The organism is Virgibacillus ndiopensis, assembly GCF_900187325.1.
Classification (GTDB): Bacteria; Bacillota; Bacilli; order Bacillales; family Amphibacillaceae; genus Virgibacillus_E; species Virgibacillus_E ndiopensis.
In genome coordinates, this window is sequence record NZ_FZMZ01000006.1 from 300,114 (window position 1) to 319,466 (window position 19,353).

The 19,353-nt window shown below is 36.4% G+C and carries 24 protein-coding genes; 15 read left to right on the forward strand and 9 right to left on the reverse strand.

The window, feature by feature from the left end; all coding sequences use genetic code 11:
- Window positions 1–23: 23 nt before the first annotated feature.
- The gene (locus CS937_RS14155; RefSeq protein ID WP_099159126.1) at window positions 24–953 is read left to right on the forward strand and encodes a DUF4349 domain-containing protein; all 930 of its coding nucleotides are present in this window, start codon (window positions 24–26) and stop codon (window positions 951–953) included.
- A 6-nt stretch (window positions 954–959) separates the two neighbouring features.
- Here the strand turns inward: CS937_RS14155 and CS937_RS14160 are convergent, their stop codons facing one another.
- The gene (locus CS937_RS14160; protein WP_425445472.1) at window positions 960–1,208 is read right to left on the reverse strand and encodes a hypothetical protein; all 249 of its coding nucleotides are present in this window, start codon (window positions 1,206–1,208) and stop codon (window positions 960–962) included.
- 169 nt (window positions 1,209–1,377) lie between these two features.
- On the opposite strand from CS937_RS14160, the gene CS937_RS14165 reads away from it, so the two are divergent.
- Together CS937_RS14165 and CS937_RS14170 are read left to right on the forward strand one after the other, a co-directional pair.
- Window positions 1,378–1,989, forward strand: a complete 612-nt coding sequence (locus CS937_RS14165) for a YpjP family protein (RefSeq protein WP_099159127.1) — start codon at window positions 1,378–1,380, stop codon at window positions 1,987–1,989.
- 328 nt (window positions 1,990–2,317) lie between these two features.
- Window positions 2,318–3,055 (forward strand): hypothetical protein, encoded by a 738-nt coding sequence (locus CS937_RS14170; RefSeq protein WP_141554365.1) that lies wholly within the window; start codon window positions 2,318–2,320, stop codon window positions 3,053–3,055.
- A gap of 166 nt (window positions 3,056–3,221) precedes the next feature.
- Here CS937_RS14170 and CS937_RS14175 read toward each other — a convergent pair whose 3' ends face one another.
- Together CS937_RS14175 and CS937_RS14180 are read right to left on the reverse strand one after the other, a co-directional pair.
- Window positions 3,222–3,959: a GDSL-type esterase/lipase family protein gene (locus CS937_RS14175; RefSeq protein ID WP_099159129.1), complete on the reverse strand. Its 738-nt coding sequence runs from the start codon at window positions 3,957–3,959 to the stop codon at window positions 3,222–3,224.
- A gap of 78 nt (window positions 3,960–4,037) precedes the next feature.
- Window positions 4,038–4,229 carry an H-type small acid-soluble spore protein gene (locus tag CS937_RS14180; protein WP_099159130.1) on the reverse strand — a complete coding sequence of 64 codons (192 nt, stop codon included), beginning with the start codon at window positions 4,227–4,229 and terminating at the stop codon, window positions 4,038–4,040.
- A gap of 148 nt (window positions 4,230–4,377) precedes the next feature.
- On the opposite strand from CS937_RS14180, the gene CS937_RS14185 reads away from it, so the two are divergent.
- The 3 genes from CS937_RS14185 to arsC are packed head-to-tail and all read left to right on the forward strand — an operon-like array spanning window position 4,378 to window position 6,469.
- The gene (locus CS937_RS14185) at window positions 4,378–4,722 is read left to right on the forward strand and encodes an ArsR/SmtB family transcription factor (RefSeq protein ID WP_099159131.1); all 345 of its coding nucleotides are present in this window, start codon (window positions 4,378–4,380) and stop codon (window positions 4,720–4,722) included.
- Window positions 4,723–4,737: 15 nt separating this feature from the next.
- Window positions 4,738–6,036, forward strand: a complete 1,299-nt coding sequence (locus CS937_RS14190; RefSeq protein ID WP_281251911.1) for an arsenic transporter — start codon at window positions 4,738–4,740, stop codon at window positions 6,034–6,036.
- 13 nt (window positions 6,037–6,049) lie between these two features.
- Window positions 6,050–6,469, forward strand: a complete 420-nt coding sequence (gene arsC, locus CS937_RS14195) for an arsenate reductase (thioredoxin) (RefSeq protein WP_099159133.1) — start codon at window positions 6,050–6,052, stop codon at window positions 6,467–6,469.
- Window positions 6,470–6,518: 49 nt separating this feature from the next.
- Here the strand turns inward: arsC and CS937_RS14200 are convergent, their stop codons facing one another.
- Entirely contained in the window at window positions 6,519–7,205 is a 687-nt protein-coding gene (locus CS937_RS14200) for a DUF4396 domain-containing protein (protein WP_099159134.1), read from the reverse strand.
- A gap of 270 nt (window positions 7,206–7,475) precedes the next feature.
- Window positions 7,476–7,700, reverse strand: a complete 225-nt coding sequence (locus CS937_RS14205) for a gamma-type small acid-soluble spore protein (protein ID WP_099159135.1) — start codon at window positions 7,698–7,700, stop codon at window positions 7,476–7,478.
- Between the two features lie 236 nt (window positions 7,701–7,936).
- Here CS937_RS14205 and CS937_RS14210 point away from each other — a divergent pair, with 236 nt between their 5' ends.
- On the forward strand, window positions 7,937–8,383 hold the full coding sequence (locus tag CS937_RS14210; protein WP_099159136.1) for a hypothetical protein: 447 nt from the start codon (window positions 7,937–7,939) through the stop codon (window positions 8,381–8,383).
- Window positions 8,384–8,406: 23 nt separating this feature from the next.
- Complete coding sequence (locus CS937_RS14215) at window positions 8,407–8,598, forward strand: hypothetical protein (RefSeq protein ID WP_099159137.1); 192 nt, start codon at window positions 8,407–8,409, stop codon at window positions 8,596–8,598.
- A 287-nt stretch (window positions 8,599–8,885) separates the two neighbouring features.
- Here CS937_RS14215 and CS937_RS14220 read toward each other — a convergent pair whose 3' ends face one another.
- Both CS937_RS14220 and CS937_RS14225 read right to left on the reverse strand, forming a co-directional pair.
- The gene (locus CS937_RS14220) at window positions 8,886–11,279 is read right to left on the reverse strand and encodes an immune inhibitor A domain-containing protein (RefSeq protein WP_099159138.1); all 2,394 of its coding nucleotides are present in this window, start codon (window positions 11,277–11,279) and stop codon (window positions 8,886–8,888) included.
- Window positions 11,280–11,633: 354 nt separating this feature from the next.
- Complete coding sequence (locus CS937_RS14225; protein WP_099159139.1) at window positions 11,634–12,059, reverse strand: MarR family winged helix-turn-helix transcriptional regulator; 426 nt, start codon at window positions 12,057–12,059, stop codon at window positions 11,634–11,636.
- Between the two features lie 160 nt (window positions 12,060–12,219).
- Between CS937_RS14225 and CS937_RS14230 the strand changes: the two genes are divergently transcribed.
- Together CS937_RS14230 and CS937_RS14235 are read left to right on the forward strand one after the other, a co-directional pair.
- Window positions 12,220–12,675, forward strand: a complete 456-nt coding sequence (locus CS937_RS14230) for a CBS domain-containing protein (protein WP_099159140.1) — start codon at window positions 12,220–12,222, stop codon at window positions 12,673–12,675.
- A gap of 41 nt (window positions 12,676–12,716) precedes the next feature.
- Window positions 12,717–13,946, forward strand: coding sequence for an MFS transporter (locus tag CS937_RS14235; RefSeq protein WP_099159141.1), 1,230 nt, complete (start codon window positions 12,717–12,719; stop codon window positions 13,944–13,946).
- Between the two features lie 39 nt (window positions 13,947–13,985).
- Here CS937_RS14235 and CS937_RS14240 read toward each other — a convergent pair whose 3' ends face one another.
- The gene (locus CS937_RS14240) at window positions 13,986–15,563 is read right to left on the reverse strand and encodes a cation:proton antiporter (protein WP_099159142.1); all 1,578 of its coding nucleotides are present in this window, start codon (window positions 15,561–15,563) and stop codon (window positions 13,986–13,988) included.
- Between the two features lie 149 nt (window positions 15,564–15,712).
- Here CS937_RS14240 and CS937_RS14245 point away from each other — a divergent pair, with 149 nt between their 5' ends.
- Window positions 15,713–16,354, forward strand: a complete 642-nt coding sequence (locus tag CS937_RS14245) for an SDR family oxidoreductase (protein WP_099159143.1) — start codon at window positions 15,713–15,715, stop codon at window positions 16,352–16,354.
- 52 nt (window positions 16,355–16,406) lie between these two features.
- Here CS937_RS14245 and CS937_RS14250 read toward each other — a convergent pair whose 3' ends face one another.
- Window positions 16,407–16,799, reverse strand: coding sequence for a hypothetical protein (locus CS937_RS14250; RefSeq protein WP_099159144.1), 393 nt, complete (start codon window positions 16,797–16,799; stop codon window positions 16,407–16,409).
- Window positions 16,800–16,969: 170 nt separating this feature from the next.
- On the opposite strand from CS937_RS14250, the gene CS937_RS14255 reads away from it, so the two are divergent.
- The 4 genes from CS937_RS14255 (at window position 16,970) to CS937_RS14270 (ending at window position 19,264) form a co-directional block, all read left to right on the forward strand.
- On the forward strand, window positions 16,970–17,323 hold the full coding sequence (locus tag CS937_RS14255) for a VOC family protein (RefSeq protein ID WP_099159145.1): 354 nt from the start codon (window positions 16,970–16,972) through the stop codon (window positions 17,321–17,323).
- Window positions 17,324–17,344: 21 nt separating this feature from the next.
- Window positions 17,345–17,875, forward strand: coding sequence for a GNAT family N-acetyltransferase (locus tag CS937_RS14260; protein ID WP_099159146.1), 531 nt, complete (start codon window positions 17,345–17,347; stop codon window positions 17,873–17,875).
- 84 nt (window positions 17,876–17,959) lie between these two features.
- Complete coding sequence (locus tag CS937_RS14265; RefSeq protein WP_099159147.1) at window positions 17,960–18,700, forward strand: LEM-3-like GIY-YIG domain-containing protein; 741 nt, start codon at window positions 17,960–17,962, stop codon at window positions 18,698–18,700.
- 99 nt (window positions 18,701–18,799) lie between these two features.
- The gene (locus CS937_RS14270) at window positions 18,800–19,264 is read left to right on the forward strand and encodes a GNAT family N-acetyltransferase (protein ID WP_099159148.1); all 465 of its coding nucleotides are present in this window, start codon (window positions 18,800–18,802) and stop codon (window positions 19,262–19,264) included.
- Window positions 19,265–19,353 lie beyond the last annotated feature (89 nt).

Genomic DNA, 19,353 nt, shown 5'->3' on the forward strand with positions numbered 1-19,353 from the left:
TCCCAAAATTGGGGGTCGTAATAATGAGAAAAGTTATTTTCGTTATTCTTATTTTGGGAATCAGTGTTACGGTAGCGGCTTGCAGTAATCAATCAGAAAAAAGTGAATCGAATGATAAGACTGCATTAAGTACAGAGGATCATGTTGTAGGCCAAGGGGAGTCCTCGACTGAAAAAGTAGAAGATGAATCAGGTCAAAATGAAGGTTCTGTGCAACAGAAAGATGCAGATTCCAAGGTTGATAATGCTACTGAAACTGATCGAAAAATAATTTATACTGCCAACCTTAGTATTGAAGTAAAGGGTTACAAAAAAGCTTTAGATGAAATTCGGACCCAGGCTTCAGACCGAGGAGGCTATATTGTTGAGTCGAATATGTATGAGGACGCCGAAAATGAAACAACCAATGGTCATGTAACTGTTCGGATTCCGCAAGAAGAGTTTCAGGAATTTATTACATTAGTCGAAGAAGGTAGTAGCAAGGTTTTGGAGAGTTCTGTGTCAGGGCAGGATGTAACAGAAGAGTATGTTGACTTAGAAGCACGTTTGAAGTCGAAGCGTGTAGTAGAAAAAAGGTTGCTTTCATTTATGGAGCAAGCTGAAAAAACGGAAGACCTGTTAACCATTTCCAACGATTTGGCAAAAGTTCAAGAAGAGATTGAAGAAATAACCGGTCGAATGAAATACTTACAAAACAAAACAGATCTTGCAACGGTCACTATCCAAATTCAAGAAAAAAATGTGAGCCTTTCCGGAATGAGCAAGGACGATTTGAACACCTGGGAACAAATCAAACAACAGTTTTTGAAAAGTATCAACTTCCTCATAACGGCCTTTTCCAGTTTACTTATCTTTTTTGTAGGAAACTTACCTATTTTTATACTATTAGGGGTTATTGTAATTGTTGTGCTTTTGATTATTAAGAAGAGTAGACAGAGCAATCAACAAGATTAAATTATATTATGGTTCATTCCAGAAAAATGTAGTTACGATAAATGGGATAATAAATGCAATCAATAGAACTAAACCGTTTCCGAATAGCCCGATCTTTTTAAAAGGCTTTTCAGCATATAATGCGAGTATGAATCCAATTGCTGAGATGATAACGCCAGTTAATAAAAAGCTATCATTGCCCAAAAAAATCACGATGTATGACGCTATTCCGAATAAAAATAGAATATAGGAAAGAATGCCTGCCATTTTTTTCACTTTTCTCCAGCTTCCCTTAAATAAGTTATACATGAAATTATAACATAAAAATTTTTTAGGTATAAATGTGGAAAAAGTGTTACCATTTGGTTAAATATTATAAATTTTATAGACATCTGTCTTGGAAATGATAAAATTGAAGTAAGATTATAAATGGGGAGAATTAAACATGAAGCTTTGGATGAGAAAAGTAACCGTTGTCCTAGTTACCATAATGACATTAGGGATATATGTCCCGCCAATACATTTAAATACGGATGCTGAGGATAATAAAGAGGCGGTTTCTCCCAAAGAGGATGTTAACGAGGATTTTCTTACAACAACGTTAGATATAAGCCGGGAAGAAACAGATTCTGAACCTGAAAATGATGAAGAAGAATTAGATTATGTTAATACAATAACTGAAAAAGCAAAAGAACAGACTATTACAAAATTAGGGCCGAGGATTGTTAGTCAAGTTGATGATGACTTTACAACAGAAATTTTGCCTAATATCGAGGAAGTCGTTACTATGATTTTAGCAGGTGCAGATGAAGAAGACCTCTCGTATTACGGTATTACGGAGAGTCCTGCAGATGGATTCGGGGAAAGGATTTTTAACATATATGATCTCCGTACGAATGAAGACCTTGCTAGATTTCATGTAAGGCGTGATAATCGGCCGCAAGAAGGATACTGGTTTAATTTCCACTATCACTTAAACAATGACGACTTTGAAGAACATCATGAAATTGGCGAAATTTACTGGGATAAAAATATTCCGCCGAAGTGGATGGCGTAAAAAATGTCAGGTACCTCATGTGCAGGTACCTGACATTTTTTATTTATCCATTGAAACTTGAAAATGAACCGAATCATTTATGTTTACATTATACATCAAATTCTCGACCGTAAGATTCTACCTTACTATCCATTTAGCCACCTCTTTCTATCCTGTATATGTAATGACGTTTGAAACCATAAAAAGTCCCAATTAAGACTAATAAATTTATAAAATAGGCACCCGCCCAATTTCTTTATCCAACTCCGATAATGTCCCAACAAAAATTGAAAAGCATAAGATAAACTAATAATACATTATAACGGGAAGTGACAAAATGGGGCTATTTATGAATAAAGGTGAGCACCCAGATGTTTTTATGAATCAAGGCAGCATTGCAGAACCAAATCAGGATTATTTTAAAATGGATTATTTTCAAGAATTGGTAAAAGAACAGAAAAGGTTAAATGAATCTTTATTGACATCCTATCGTAATTTAAATTTTGGTTTTAATGAGCAAAAAATTACACAGGCAAGACGCTGGCAAGATATTGGCAACGAGCTTGCAGCATTAAAAGAAACGAATCTTCAGCATGAGAAATTCGAAAGTAACGCTATGGAGTGGTTAACAATGCTAGATGAAAATAGTGAGAAAATGAAGGAAATGCTGGAACAAGAAGGTTTATTAAAGCAGGAGGTTATTGACCAAATTAACCATGTAAGCAAGTCAAATCAGGACATTGTGCATCAGCTTGGGAAATATGAAACCACTAATCAACAGCTCACTATACAGCTAGAGGAATTGTTTGATCTTCACAAGCAGATGTCAGATAAATTTTCTAAGCACGATGAAAATCAGAATCAAGTGTTGAACCAACTGGAAAATCAGGAAGCAATGATGGAGAAAACATTTAGGCAAATAAACAATATTCGTTCCATCCTATTCGAGAGAGCAAGTTTTCTGGCTGAAAAAATTGAAGATAGCTACCAATTAACATCCTCAGCTGTTTACAAGCTTTTAACAGGATCGGAACAACCATTAACATTGTATATGCAAAATAAAAAAGAACAGAAGAACTCTAATTAAATTAGTTAGAGGCAGGGACAAAAGTAAAATAATCAATTCTAAATACGAACAATGTACAATTTAGCGAAGTATATTTCCGAAGCGAGTTAGTTGCACCAACTATAATTTCTAGTTGTTCGGATTTTTCTTTGATAAAACACTTATGTCCCAACCTCAATCATTTAAATTAATGTAGCCCAAACGCATCTAATCCAATCTCAGCAAGTTTAATTTGGCCATTAATCGTAGGATGAATGTCACCAGGAATTACATATGTTGCTTGATCCTCGCCAAAAGCAGTAAATGCGTCGGCTATTACAACATTGGTGAAATTAATTAGTAGTTGGTCAAAACCTTCATTTACAATTGGAAGTATATTTGAACCAACAAGATGTAAAGGATCATCCGTTTGGAATGGATTATAAACATTGTAAACGGCAATTGGAGCCTCCGTAAGTGTACGGATCTCTAGAATTATCTCCCCAATATTACCAAAGATGTTCCTTTTTTGGATCTCAGATTGTAATAATGGCATGAATAGACCGGGGTCTCCGCCGCTACTTGCTTGTGCAGCCTTTAATGCTTGTAAAAGATCATTACTGCCAATACTTAATGTAATGTAGTCTGCATGTTTTACCGCCTGGCGGAATTTTTGGTCTGTTTTTAATGCTTCCAGCAATTCTGTTGTTCTCCAGCCTGGTATTCCAAGGTCTTTCACATGTAAATTAGCATCGTTTCCAATTAAGTATGGATAGGAAAATCTTGAAGGAGAATTATTGTTTTTGCTCAGGTTGTAGCCATAAGGAATGGAGTCACCAAGAGCAACGAGTGATTTTATGCTATTGTCTTTATTGGCAAATGCTGTCGTGGAAAAAGGTAAAATTGCAATTAAAATGAAAGCTAACAATTTGAAGATTTTTTTCATTAAAAACACCTCTTTTATTTGTCCATTTATGTAGTGGTCTGTAAAAAACCTCCTAATGAAAGGAGGTTCCAATTTGGTTTAACTAAATTGAGTTTGACTTCCTTCAGACAAGCCATTCAAGTCTACCTGTTGCTCATTATTCATCTCATCAAGCGGGAATATGGTCGCTGTATCTTGGTTTATATCTTGTATATACACTGGTATCCCATGATAGTTCACATTAATCAATACGGGTGAATTCAAAATTTCTTGTGCACGATGAATGTCCATAACTTCCTCCTTACACAATCCCCATTACTCTTATCTTTACATTTTTTAAAAATAATATTTGTGGAAACTAAAGGAGATGAACTTTTTTATTTAAATATATAAGCAAATTATTATATGTTAATATATGAGTGAGAATAGGGGGGTTGTTATGCTAACAAAAATAATTGATATCGATAAAGCTGCAATAATTTTGAAGCTGTTAGGTGATAAAACACGTTTAACCATGGTTAAAATACTGGAAAACCATGATTGTTGTGTATGTCAATTTGTGGAAATCTTTCAAGCAAGTCAACCCTCCATGAGTCAGCATCTTCGCAAGCTGCGAGATATGGGAGTAGTTCAAGAATCAAGAAAAGGACAATGGATTTTTTACTCGTTAAACAAAACTTGTGAGTATTACCCATTTGTCAAAGAAATTCTAAGCTTGCTACCTAATCAAGACCAAAAATTGAAAGAATTAGAAGAGCAAGGAACACGTATTTCGTGTAAATGATCGGGGGAAAATATGTTGTCATCATCAATTATATTTGCATCGTTAATCTTTTTAATTACGTTAGTTTTAGTTATTTGGCAGCCAAAAGGTTTATCAATTGGATGGTCTGCTTGTGGTGGAGCTGTCCTTGCCTTATTGGTAGGTGTAGTCGGGTTTAATGATGTAATAGAAGTTACAAAAATCGTATGGAATGCAACCTTAGCCTTTGTCGCAATTATTCTTGTTTCTTTAATATTAGATGAGATTGGATTTTTTGAATGGGCTGCGTTACATATGGCAAGAGCAGCAAATGGTAATGGGACTAAAATGTTTGTTTACGTTAGTATTTTAGGAGCAATTGTCGCAGCATTTTTTGCAAATGATGGAGCTGCGTTAATATTGACACCAATTGTGCTTGCAATGGTAAGAAATTTAAATTTTAAAGAAAAAATGGTATTTCCATTCATTATGGCAAGTGGGTTTATTGCAGATACAACGTCACTGCCGTTAGTAGTAAGTAACTTAGTGAATATTGTATCTGCTGACTTTTTTACGATTGGGTTTGTTGAATATGCCTCCAAAATGATTATTCCAAACTTATTTTCACTTACTGCGACCATATTAGTTTTGTACATTTATTTTAGGAAAAGTATCCCTAAAAAATATGAGTTGTCACAACTAAAGGAACCTGTGGAGGCAATAAGAGATACAAAAATGTTTCGATTGTCTTGGTATGTTCTTACTGTACTGCTCATCGGTTATTTTGTAAGTGAGTTTGTACATGTGCCCGTTTCAATCGTTGCAGGGATCATTGCCATTTTCTTTTTACTAATGGCTAGAAGAAGTAAGGCTGTTGACACGAAAGCAGTTGTCAAAGGAGCACCATGGAAAATCGTATTTTTCTCCATTGGAATGTACGTTGTTGTATATGGGTTACGTAACGCTGGTCTGACTGATGTGCTGGCTAATCTGATCCAAGTAAGTGCTGAACAGGGATTGTTTGTGGCTACAATGGTAATGGGCTTTATTGCGGCGTTTTTGTCATCCATTATGAACAATATGCCAACGGTTATGATTGATGCATTAGCAATTGCTGGAACGGACACGTCAGGAATTATTCGAGAAGGACTTATTTATGCCAATGTGATTGGTTCTGACTTGGGACCGAAAATTACACCAATCGGATCACTGGCAACCTTATTATGGCTTCATGTTTTATCGCAAAAAGGAGTTAAAATTTCCTGGGGAACATACTTTAAAACTGGAATAATTTTAACCGTTCCAATATTATTTATCACCTTGCTTGGATTATATGTAACGTTAGTTATTTTTTAGGAGGAATGAGTTGATGTCTAAGAAAACAATCTATTTTTTGTGTACTGGTAATTCTTGCAGAAGCCAAATGGCAGAAGGTTGGGCAAAAAAGTATTTAGGTTATGAATGGGAAGTAAAAAGTGCAGGTATTGAAGCACACGGGTTGAACCCGAATGCGGTCAAGGCAATGCTTGAGGTTGGGATTGATATTTCCAATCAAACATCTGACATCATTGATTCGGAGGTTTTGAACAATGCTTATTTAGCTGTCACGCTTTGTGGAGATGCAGCAGATAAATGTCCAATGACACCACCTCAAGTGAAGCGAGAGCACTGGGGCTTTGATGACCCGGCCAAAGCTGAAGGAACGGATGAAGAAAAATGGCAAGTATTTAGGCTTGTCCGTGATCAAATTGGCGAGAGGATTCGTCTTTTTGCTGAAACGGGGAAGTAGATATAGGAGGGGCTGTTCCTTTAGGGATAGTCCCTTAAAAAGTATCCCTTCACATGGCATGTTTGATCCCTTTTTTCACTAACAACCAATTTGCTGGATAGCTTGTAAGAAATCCTAGCATCATAGCAATTTGCATCATAAACCAGAACACTGCCGTATTCGGTGTCGGGGCTTCTGTAAAAAATACATAATGAGAAAGTCCCATCCATCCAAACATACCGATTTCAAAAGCAATCAATGATAACGTATCAGCCTTGACCGCATTTCTAAGAGCCTTTCCTGGATTGTCTTGTTTTTTAAATCCCATACCATAGTATTGAAAGGCAATCCCAAAAATGTACGCTAAAATAAATTCAATTGTATAATCAGCAAAAAGCGTACTTCCTGCGATTGTAAAGCCAGTTAGAAATACAATTGGCGCACCGATCATATCACCAAGCGAACACCCACTACTACAATGGGTCGTAGAAACAAAGACACTTTGCCAAAACGGTTTATCGTCATGGTTATGATGATGGTGGTCCATGTGATCGTTTTCGTTGTTCTTACTATTACGTCCTAATCGATAATATGCCCACATTCCTATAATTGGGAAGTACAAACCAGTTAGTGGCCAAACGATATTCATGATAGGCATCATTTTCTGTGGAAACCTTAGTACATCAATCGTTATAATAATTGCCTGCACGATACCTACTAAAATGGCAATCCAGGAGATAATTTCAAGCAAGTCCATCTTATCAATCCCTTCAAAATTACAATAACCTCATATGTATGATTCCCAAAAGCATAGAACTGAAACATACGTATAAACTATAAGCAAAACAACATTCTATCGTGTCTATTAGTGTAAGTCTTATAACAAAGAGGTGAATTAGAATTAATAATTAATGAAGAAATCTCAAACACGCGATCAAAAGCCTTTTTAAATCTATTCTAATATTATGAAAACTATTTAAGGAATGGCTAGTTGACAGGACTAAGCCATTCCTTAATTTTATAGCTATTACTCTTGCTGGCTGTTATTACCGGACGCTTGATTTTTTCTTTTCACTTCTTCGATATTGGTGTCACTGTAAATTCCTGTACCATGACCACCTGATGTTCGTGCGATTAATTCTTTTACCTCGTTGTATGACATGCCAGATCGTTCATTTTGCCTCTTTACTGCGTCAATATTTGTTCCTGCTACTGTGAATGTATCTTTTTTATGTTTGTCATTTTCCTTCATTATATTTGCCTCCATCCTGGTTTTCTTTTAGCTTCTGTTAAAAACGATTTTTTTAATCAGAATGAATCAATTGTTTGAAAAATGAAACTAATGCACTGGTTTATACGTAAACTGTAGTAAGATAAGTCTGGGGGGGTAATAATATCAAGAAAATAGTATTATTACTTGTTTCTTACTTAATAATTAGTGCTTGTACGTTTCAAACGAAGGGTAAAGAGGTTTCTTTTCAGAGGCAAGTGAATGAGGAATTTGGAATTGATCTATTTATTCCAAAATTTGAGAATTATCCTATTACTTTGGCGGAAATTCAGCACCTACCATTTGATAACAAAGAATTAGTTATTCAATATTCCAAGAAAAAAGGCGAATTAAAAAGTGATGCATTTGTAAAGAAATATGAGGAAAATATGGATTCTGATGTATTGTATGGAGTGTATGAAAGTGAATTTTTCGTAGTTAAACTGACATTTAGAAGTGGAAAAGGTAGCTCCAAGCCAAGTGAAACTAAGATCTTTAACGGTATTGAGGTCGAGTATCATAAGGTTGATCGTAACAATGCCAAAGCGCTACTGGCATTATTTAACGTAAAAAAGGGCACATATTCAATTACATTTAATCTCAAGGAAATTTCAGAAAGCAAAGCATTTGATATGATTGACATGATAACAAGTAAAGTGAAGTGAGAAATTTAAAGGAGGTCTTAACTATGCCTTTATGGGCTGTTATTTTAATTTTGTTCGGCGGATTACTTTTCATAGGTGTTATCGTTGATTTAATAGCAAAAATGAGAGGGAAAAAGATCAATCTGGAGGAAAAGAATAGACATATGAGTGAATCAGAAAGAGTATACTCAGAGAGCTTCATGCATGAAATAAAAAAGGATACGCAGAACCTTTAGGTGGTCGAATGAAATACTAGAGAAAGGAGGAGATAAACCAGCTATTAATACATGACCATCTTAATAAACGTGTGTTAAAATATTTAGAATAACTTACACACTTTTCTTGACAAGCCCCCCGAAAGCACGGACATCAGCCCAAGAGCACAATCATCACCCCGACAGCCTAATCATTAGCGCGAGAGCAGCGGTCACCCATTCCCCCTTCGTAACATAAAAAGGGAAGAAATCAGGTAACCCCCAATTTCTTCCCTTTTAAACTTCTAATCTTCCAAACTTCTAATCTCTTACTTATAAATCAATACTTTACCAACTGTACCATCATCACTTTGACCTGTAACACGGAATTTCAAGCCGAATTCTGGTACATTACGTCCAGCGTCAACGAGACCTGGGTTGCTCCAGTTAGCACTGTCATCAAATAACGGTGCACGTTTCGTAAAATTATCTTTTAATGTCACACCTTGCGTTTCTGTATAATCGATGAACATTTTTTCTTTCTTATCTAAACTAAATGCTGCATCATGAACTTGATAACGGGTTGACGCTACAGTTTTGTCACTCCATTTTAAAGCATGCTGGTCTGCATCGACTACACCAAGGAACCCGTCACCAGGGTGCACGCCTGTCCAGTTGTTGTTATAAGATTCATCTACATACCACACAACTAGACCTGGGTCGAAGCTCATTAAGCTTGCACCACGACGGATATGTGCTAGCCCTTCATCTACGCCGTTATGAGATCTCCACTCTAGTAAGTAGTATTGTTCAGTTGTATACGTACCGTCATGTTTTTCAAAGCCATCCATTGTGAAGGAAGAGTCTGATTCTGCACCATCAGAGAACACTTCATTTCCATCTGCAGTTACTTTAACGTTGTCCGTGAAAAATCCTTCTAGGTTTGTTGCCCAGTCAGACATAGAACGGAATTGTAATTGAATTTCTTGACCAGCATATTCCGAAATGTCAATTGTTTCATGGACCCATCCGTCACTGGAACCAGTGTATCCAGGTAGGTTTTCTTGAATTGTTGCGTATCCGCCTGCAGCAAATTCTGAGCTTGTGCGGTCACTTGATAGGGATGTCCAAGTTTCACCATTGTCAGTTGATACTTGAACCATTGCATAATCCCAGTTTTCCTCAATTTCATACCATGCATCAAAATCAAGTGTTGCATTAGTGGCACCAGTTAGATCAACAGTAGTGACCATTTTGTGGTCAACTTCATCACCTCTGCCACCATAGTACTCAAATTCACCAGTTTTTGGTGTGTTAATTTTATTTAATTTATCAGGTAGGTTAACACGTACTGCATCATTGTTTGTACCTTTTGTTACCCCTTCATCAAGAAGCACAGAAGTACCTTTACGCGTTATATCATCTTCATTTAGTGTTGTACCGCTTAACCAGTTACCTCCATGAAGCGATTGAAGCATTTGTCTTGAATATGGGCTTATTCCAGGAGGTTCAGTTCCAGGAACATCCCCAGCCCAGCTTCCTCCAGCCATAAGTGACCAATACGAAACTGCTTCACCTTCACCACTGTAAATAGTATCGTATTCATCAGGAAGACCTAAATCATGTCCATATTCGTGAGCAAATACACCTGCAGCTCCATCTTCTGGTTCAATTGTGTAGTCATCTGCTCCTAATTGGCCACCAAAACGATCACTATCAGATGTAGCACCAGGAACTGCAACCAAACCTAGTGATGAGCGGTGGGACCAAATTGCATCTCCTCCAAGTGATCCGCCACCAGCTTCTTCACCTACACCAGCATGAATAACCATTAGGTGGTCAATGATTCCGTCTGGTTCAGCTAGTACGCCGTCTCCATCATAATCTTCACGATCCCAAACGTCATAATTACTTAAATCAATAGATGGATCCTGAGCAGCCTTTTTTAGTGCTTCATATACTAATTCGGCAGCTGCAGCATCATTACCGTCCGGAGCGGGAACGTTTCCGCCATAGTAAGCAGCTGGGTGGTCTGCAGTATACCATCCTGCAACAGTACCATCTACTGTGTAGCTTCCGCCTGATTGTTGGTCATAGTACTGCTTCATGGAAATTAGGTTTTCACCATTCGGTCCTTCATAGCCATCCTCACCAAAAATCATATTTTGAAAATGTTCATGTGTATAGTTTTCATACCACATATCGGTTTCTTCTTTTGTTATAGAGCTTTTTTCATAGTCTGGGAAATCGATAGCAAGTACTAGAACTTTGTCTTCACGTACTTCACCGTTATAAACTTCTTCTTCAACAGAATCTGGTTTATTTTTCTTGGCATGTCCTAGTTTATTGCCTTTTCCATTTCTCAATCCATTGTTTTCAATTTTGTTATCTGATTTAAGGTCTTTACCTAGGGATTTTCCAACTTCATTCTCGTTACTCTTATCCGCATTTTCTGCTTTTGCTTTTAAATAGTTCTCCAAAACCTTTTTCGCTTCAGCAGGAGAAGCATCTTTCGCAATCTTTCCTTGTTCTTTCAGCATTTCTATTAATTTCTCATCATTTGCAATTCCTGCATCAAATGATGCGTTTTGTGATGTAAAGGTAGTAGTAGTTGATAAATCCGGTACTTCAACACTTGGTGCAGAGGCAGAAACATTAATTGCTCCCAAGCCGAGGGATAATGCTAGTGCTGTTGAAAGAATGATGCCGTTTTTCTTCTTCATATAGCTCCTCCTAATATTTTTTTGACCCCTAAAAATAGTTCTAATCTCCTCCCTTTTTAATAGACTAGTTAAACTAATTCTATAAATCTGAAAAATATGACGGGGCACTTTTTATGATATAGCCATAATAGAATATTGTAAATATTTTAAACAAAGGTAGTCAAAAATAGTGATTATATACCTATAAATGACATTTTTTTATTTGGTTATATATGCTTAATACAGAAACTTAATAGGTATTTTGTATGAACAATTTGAATGGAAAAACAAAAGATAGATCTCCTGCCAATTGCTGAAGGCCTATCTTTGTGTGTGAATAAGGGGAGTAGGTAAGATCATAGAAGGTTTATGTTATCAATTGTCGCTATCAACCGTCTGATTATATTTCCTCAACAATTGTCCAAAGCTTTCTCGTTCTTCCTCAGACCAATCTTTTAATAGGTTTGACAGTCTATCATATCGCCGTTGTTTGGCTTCGTCTAATTCTCTATTTCCTAAATCTGTAATTCGATAGAAATAGGCTCTTCCGTCACGAGGATTGGGAACTTTGTCTACGTACTGTTTATGTTCAAGAGCTGCTGCTTGTCTGCTTACCGTGGAAATATCCAATTGAAGCTGATCAGCTAATATTTTCACTCCAGCAGGACCATGTGTTGATAATTGACGTAATAAAATATAAGCCGAGCGCTCAAGCTTTGCATTTCTTTTTTCTGATATAACAATGCGCCTTACAAAGACACTTACTTCATTTTCAATTGTTTCAAGTGATTCTTTATTCATGGTTACACCTCACTATTATCCTATATCCAAATGATAGCTTGCCGCAAGTGTTTTCCATATCAATTATTGGAATTACTTGCACTATACAATTAAATAGTTGTATGATACAATTATTTATTATTTGATGTAAAAACAAATCTACCACTAGAGGAGGTTAAGTATGCAAGCGCAAGATATGATGATCAGCAATGTCTACAAAGTGAATGAAACAGATTCAGTCCGTTCTGTCATTGAAAAATTTATCGAGTATCGCATTAGTGGTCTACCAGTGATTAATGACAAAAATAAAGTCGTCGCTTATGTGAGTGATGGCGATATCCTGCGATACATCGGCAGACAGAAGGATATAATTGTTGACTCCCTATACACTGTGAATGTGATTAAAGGGGACGATGAGGAGTTTGAGCAAAGGGTTAAAAAAATAATTGAATTAAGTGTTTTAAAAATCGCAAAAAATAAAGTGATTACAGCTGCATGGGATGAGAATATTGAAAATGTTGCAGCTACTTTAGGAGAAAAACAAATAAAAAAGTTACCGGTTGAGCGAAATGGGAAATTAATTGGAATCATTAGCCGTGGGGATGTCATCCGGCATACATTTAAGTCAATTCTTTAACAAAGCAATTATATTTTATAATTAGAAATGGAGTAAGTTTAATGTCACATAATACTAAAACAATATCAGGTAACACAATTCAAGAAGAGATGAGTATTCTTAAACAGCCTAAGTCAGTATGGGCGGTCTTCTTTGCTAGTATCATCGCGTTCATGGGTCTAGGCCTTGTTGATCCGATTCTTCCGGCAATTGCTAGCCAATTGGACGCATCTCCAAGCGAAGTAACCTTACTCTTTACTAGCTATAATGCTGTTATGGCCGTCGCAATGCTGATTACTGGTACGATCTCATCTAGAATTGGTCTTAAAGGTACATTACTTGGAGGTATTGTCGTTATTGCTTTATTTGCAGGACTAGGTGGATTTTCAAACGATATCTGGACACTCGTTGGCTTACGAGGTGGCTGGGGTCTAGGTAATGCATTATTTGTAGCGACAGCTTTGACAGCAATCGTGACCCTTTCCAATAGTGGTAATGCAAAAGCAATCATTTTGTATGAAGCAGCAATCGGACTTGGTATCTCTGTTGGACCACTGCTTGGTGGATGGTTGGGCGCGATGTCTTGGAGAGGACCATTCCTTGGTGTTTCCACTTTAATGGTAATTGCATTTATTGGGCTTTCTATATTAATGCCAAAAGAAACTAAGGATAAAAAAGTTGCTAAATCGAAAACGTCTTTATTAGATCCATTCCGTGCATTGAAGCACCGATCCCTTTTAGTTTTTGGTGTTGCAGCAGCTTTGTATAATTTTGGATTCTTCACTTTATTAGCCTATGCACCTTTCGTTTTAGGGCTAGATGAGCATGGATTAGGCTTTGTGTTTCTCGGATGGGGAATATTGCTTGCGGTGACTTCTGTATTCATGGCACCAAAACTTCAACATCGGTTTGGAACAATTACATCGATGGGTATGATGCTAACCTTGTTCGCTCTTGTTTTACTTGTAATGGGTATTTGGACGTCGACACAATGGGTAGTTATTGCTGGTGTTATTGTTGCTGGAGCGCTACTTGGAAATAACAATACGTTAATTACAACTGCAGTAATGAATGCAACAGATGTTGAACGGTCTACAGCATCGGCCGCATATAGCTTTCTTCGCTTTATAGGAGGAGCTATTGCACCGTATACAGCAGGTAAACTATCAGAGATCTACAACCCAAGCATTCCATTTATAGTGGGTGCAGTGTTTGTATTCATTTCCGTATTATTCATTTGGTACAACCATAAACACGTAAATCATGTTGATACTGTTGAAACAGTTCATTAAGAAAAGGGTGTCTGTCACATTGTTGACAGACACCCTTTCTTAATGATCCTGATCCAATTCCACAAGCTTATCTGTTATTGATTCAAGTTCCTCTTTTGCAACTTCATCGGATATGATATCTTCTCTCACCAGACGTTGAATTGCTTCGTGCTGCGCATATAATGAATGTTTTTGTAAAACAGCTTCCTGTTTTTCTTTAAGTTCTGGGTATTTTTGCAAAAGCTTCTCCATCTTTTCGTGCAATGTATTAAATTCTTGTTTATGTCGATCGATTAATTCATTTGCAACTAGGTCGGAAATCAATAGGTTTTTCTTAACTTTGTTTATTTCCCCAATAGCAGTTTCTAATCGATGACCATGTGCTATGAGTGTTTTGTAATCTTTATTACCATCCTCTTGTTTCTTAACCCCTAGCCAGGAAATGAGTGGTTTAATAGAGAGACCTTGACCGACTAACGAAAACAATACAACGCTAAAAGCAAGAATCAAAATATCCTCGCGCCCTGTGAAATCCCTTGGGAGACTGAGGACAAGTGCAATGGATAATGACCCCTTTAATCCACCCCAATTCAAGATATGCTTCCATGAACGTGGAATATTTCCTATGAATAAAAGACTAGAATATACCGCTAAACCTCGTGCAACTAAAACAATTAAAATAGCCACAAAAATTAATCCCCATTTATCCGCAACATCAATTCGTGTTATTTCCAATCCAACCATTAAAAAAACGAGTGAATTTGCCAATAGTGCCGCGACATCCCAAAAGTTACTGATATTTAACTTGGTTGTAGGACTCATGCCAATTTTTGAACCGTAATTTCCTAAGACTAGGGCTGAAACAACAACCGCGATGACGCCAGATGCCTCAACGCTTTCAGCAAGTAAGAAGGAACCGTAAAAGAGAATAATACTAAAAATAATTTCTAATGGATAATCATCAAAGTATTTTGTTAAACGGGATACGCCATATCCTAGAACAGCTCCGATCAGAACGCCTAAAGAAATAACTTTGACAAATTCCCATAGCCCATATCCTGCACCTTGCAATCCCAGTTCTGTATAGGAAAGTAACGAAAAGGCAGAAATGTTAAATAGAACAACTGCCAATCCATCGTTAAATAAACTTTCGCCTTCAATAACAGTGGACAATCGTTTATGTACGCCAACACTTTTAAAAATTGATAAAACACTAACTGGATCTGTGGCACTCATTAAGGCAGCAAATACAAAAGCTGCTGGGATAGTAAGGTTTAATAGCCATAGTGAAGAAAATCCAATGATAATAAAAGACAAAAGCGTTCCACCAAATGCTAAAGCAATAATTGGCTTTTTATTTTCGTTTAAATGGGCAAATGGCAGCTTTAATGCAGCCTCTCCTAACAATGCGGGGAGGAACAATGTAATAATGACAAAGTTGAAAATTTCCCCTTCTGTAATAAAGTCTTTTAGTGGCCCAAGCAACGGAATGTTCACGAGCCCAATAATCGCCCCAACAATAACGAGAGCAATTGGATACGGTCTGTTAAATTTCTTCGCAATAGCTGTAATCCCGGCCGCAATCATAACCAATATAAGACCAAGCTGAAAAATATGATGTAAATCTAAATCATGCATGGTATATCCCCTTTAAAAAGCATTATTCCTATTTATACCATTCATATTACCCCAAACGATTAACGATTAAAAGCTGTTTAATTGATAAGACTTTTTAATTTTGAAATAATAATAAGGTAAGCAAATCCAAAATAAAGGAGACATGCTTTGTGAAAGTTCTTTTAATAGGAGCCAATGGTCAAATCGGCAAACATATCGTTGATTTACTAAAAAATAGTGCGCATACAGTAAGAGCAATGGTGCGAAAACAGGAGCAAGCAGACGCTCTTAATCAAGCGGGTATAGAAACGATTCTAGGTAATCTAGAGGGAAGTGTAGATGAGATCGCGGAAGCTGCAAATGGCTGCGATGCTGTTATCTTCACCGCTGGATCAGGAGGCAGCACAGGATCTGATAAAACATTGCTAGTAGATCTTGATGGCGCAGTAAAATCAATGGAGGCTGCTGAGCAAGCGGGAGTGGAGCGTTATGTCATGGTCAGTGCTTTTCAAGCTAACAACAGAGAGAATTGGAATGAAAAAATTAGAGCCTATTACGTTGCGAAGCACTATGCAGACAGAATGCTTCAGGCAAGCAACTTAAATTATACAATTGTTCGACCAGGCGGATTAGTAAACGAAACGGGTACAGGAAAAGTATCTGCTGCCGAAAAATTAGAAAGAGGATCAATCCCGCGTGAGGATGTGGCACGTACAGTTGTAGCTGCATTGGATGAGAAAAACACATATAAACGCGCATTTGATCTTATCTCGGGAGACACTCCAATTACGGAAGCATTGAAGCGGGTTTAAATGATAACGCAAATAAGGTGTCTGTACGCAAGAACAGGCACCTTATTTGTGTTCATATTGTTTCCTTCACTACAATCGCTTGTGTCAATTTTTCCCTTTTACATTCTTCAAAAATACTTTCTTCAACCAAACCCAATTTAAACGCAGCTTTTAGTTTATCTGCATCGGGACGCTTTGCCACGATAACAAAATCATTTAGGTTTAATTCTTCCAATTTTTGCACTGTACTATCATCTTGATAACTAATGGAAGTACGTATTTGTCGTTGAAGTTTATAGTTTCCGCGCTGTATTTCACCTTTTTGTTCCTTTCCAATTAGGTCATCAAAATGGTTATGAAATTTCGTTTTAAACTGCTTTATTTCTTCTTCAATTTCCTTTTTAAGCTTGTTTAGTTCAGCGTATCGCTGTAATTCTTCCTCTGTAATAGCAAGTGAAGCTTCCATCACGCACTCCCCCAGATATATAGATTTAGTTCATTTGTATGTTTGTAGATGGTATTTATGACTAGGAATAGGAGAGGATGTTTTTTTTGTTAATAAGAAAAAGGGTTTTATAGGATAATAGAGAATTATTGTAATAGTAATTTTTATATTTTTGAAAGAAGGGTTTTAAAATGGGAAAAGTTGTTGGATTTGAATTAAGCAGTCAGGAACCGGAAAAGGCAACAAAATTTTATTCAGATGTTTTTGGATGGGAAATATCCGAACCAAACTGGGATTATTGGTCTGTTTCTACGGAAAAGAGTACTGGGAGAACTGGAATCAATGGTGGAATAAGCAAAGGACCAAATGATTATCCGCATGGGACACGTATTCAAATAGAAGTTGATTCCATAGACGACTCCATCGCCAAAGCAAAAGACTATGGCGCAATGGTAGTACGGGAAAAAATGGAGTTTGATGAATTTTTTCTCGCGTACTTAGTAGATCCTACCGGGGTTGGGTTTGGGCTTATTCAAAGAAAGTAGTAATACGAATGAGGTGCGGTATTGTTGTTCCAGAATGGTAATTTGATAGTTCGCAAGTTAGAAGTAAGAGATAAATACCTTTTAGCTAAATGGCTTTCAGACATATCTGTTCTGGAATTTTATGAGGGAAGGGACAATCCTTTTAAATTAGAAAAAGTTAATAAGAAGTTTTATGACCCAAAAGATGATGTAGTTAAATGCACTGTAGAATTTGAGGGGAATGAAATAGGATATATTCAATTTTATGTATTAGATGATAAAACAAAAAAAGATTATGATTATTTTAATGAAACTATTTATGGAATGGATCAATTCATAGGTGAGGTGAAGTATTGGAACAATGGAATTGGAATGTTACTTGTTAAATCCATGGTAAACTATTTAATAGAACATAAAAAAGCGGATCTAGTAGTAATGGACCCTCAAGTAAGAAATGCGCGGGCCTTAAAATGTTATGAAAAGTGCGGCTTTAATAAAGTTAGAATCCTCCCTAAACATGAGCTTCATGAAGGTGAATATCGAGATTGTTGGTTGATTGAGTATAAAAGTTGAGCTTGTGGCTCCTTAGTTATTGGATTGGCTTAAGTCGACCATGTATTTAGACTTCTGTAATAAAGGTAAGCGAGGAATTTCAGTATGAAAGAGCAATTTTCCAAAGAAGTTATTAATAAGTTAAAGTATTATGTTTATATTTACTCTGATCCCGAGACGGATGAGATATTTTATGTAGGGAAAGGAATCGGTAATCGTGTATTTTATCATTTAACCGACCCCGAAGGTACAGAAAAGAGCCGACTTATTAAACGTATTCACGATAGAGGCAAGGAACCTAAAATTGAAATTCTTACTCATGGATTGGAAGATGAGCATACTGCACTAAAGGTTGAGGCAGCAATTATTGATTTGATTGGAAAAGAAAAACTGACCAATAGAGTTCGTGGATGGCAAAGCGGTGTTTTTGGAAGAGTAGAAGTGACTCAATTGATATCACATTATGAAAGAGAACAAGTCAATATTATGGAACCAGCGATATTAATTAGATTAAATCGCATTTTCCGCTATGACATGACTGATATCGAATTGTATGATGCTACTAGAAGTGTATGGAGAATTGGGAAGGATAGGGAGAAAGTGCAATATGCATTTGCTGTATTTGATGGAATTGTTCATGAGGTGTATAAAGTAAACGGTTGGTATAGAGCGGGAAGTACATTTAATACAAGGGGTTCTTTTGATTACGAAACAGGTCGATGGGAATTTGTTGGTCAAATAGCAGAAGAAACAATAAGATCAAAATACATAAGAAAATCAGTAGAGCATTATCTTCCAAGAAGTGCGCAAAACCCGATTAGATACGTAAATATAAAAGAAAATTAATAAGTAGAAAGTATTAGTACGGTAATGTAAATGAAAGGGATCTTATTTAACAGGTTGGAGAATGAGTTAAAAGATAAAAAAGGAGTTTAAAAATGACTTATGACTTATAAGTTTAGAATTATGACACAAGAACAAGCAGAAAATATCGCATTTAACTGGCATTATGATAATGAATATTCATTTTATGATATGGAAGCTGATAGAGAAGATTTAAAGGAATTTTTAAACCCAGGAACACGAGGGAACTCAATGTTTGCTGTTACTAAAGATGATGAATTGGTAGCTTTCTTTAGTGTTAACAAAGTAGCTGATAAAACATTTGATATCGGTTTAGGAATGAGACCAGATTTAACTGGAAGAGGTATGGGTTTAGAATTCCTAAAGGAAGCTATGAATTTAGTTCAATCAGAATATGAACCTAAAAAAATAACATTATCTGTGGCGGCTTTTAATCAAAGAGCGATAAAATTATATAGAAAGTTTGGATTTAAAGATATTGGTACTTTTATGCAGGATACAAATGGCAGCACATTTGAGTTTCTAAAAATGGAATACGAAAACTAACCTCAATGTTTTTGGATAACTTGAAAAAATGAAATAAAAAAGGAGAGCAAGTTTCCTCCTCAACACACTTTCTATTGTTAAAAAAAATT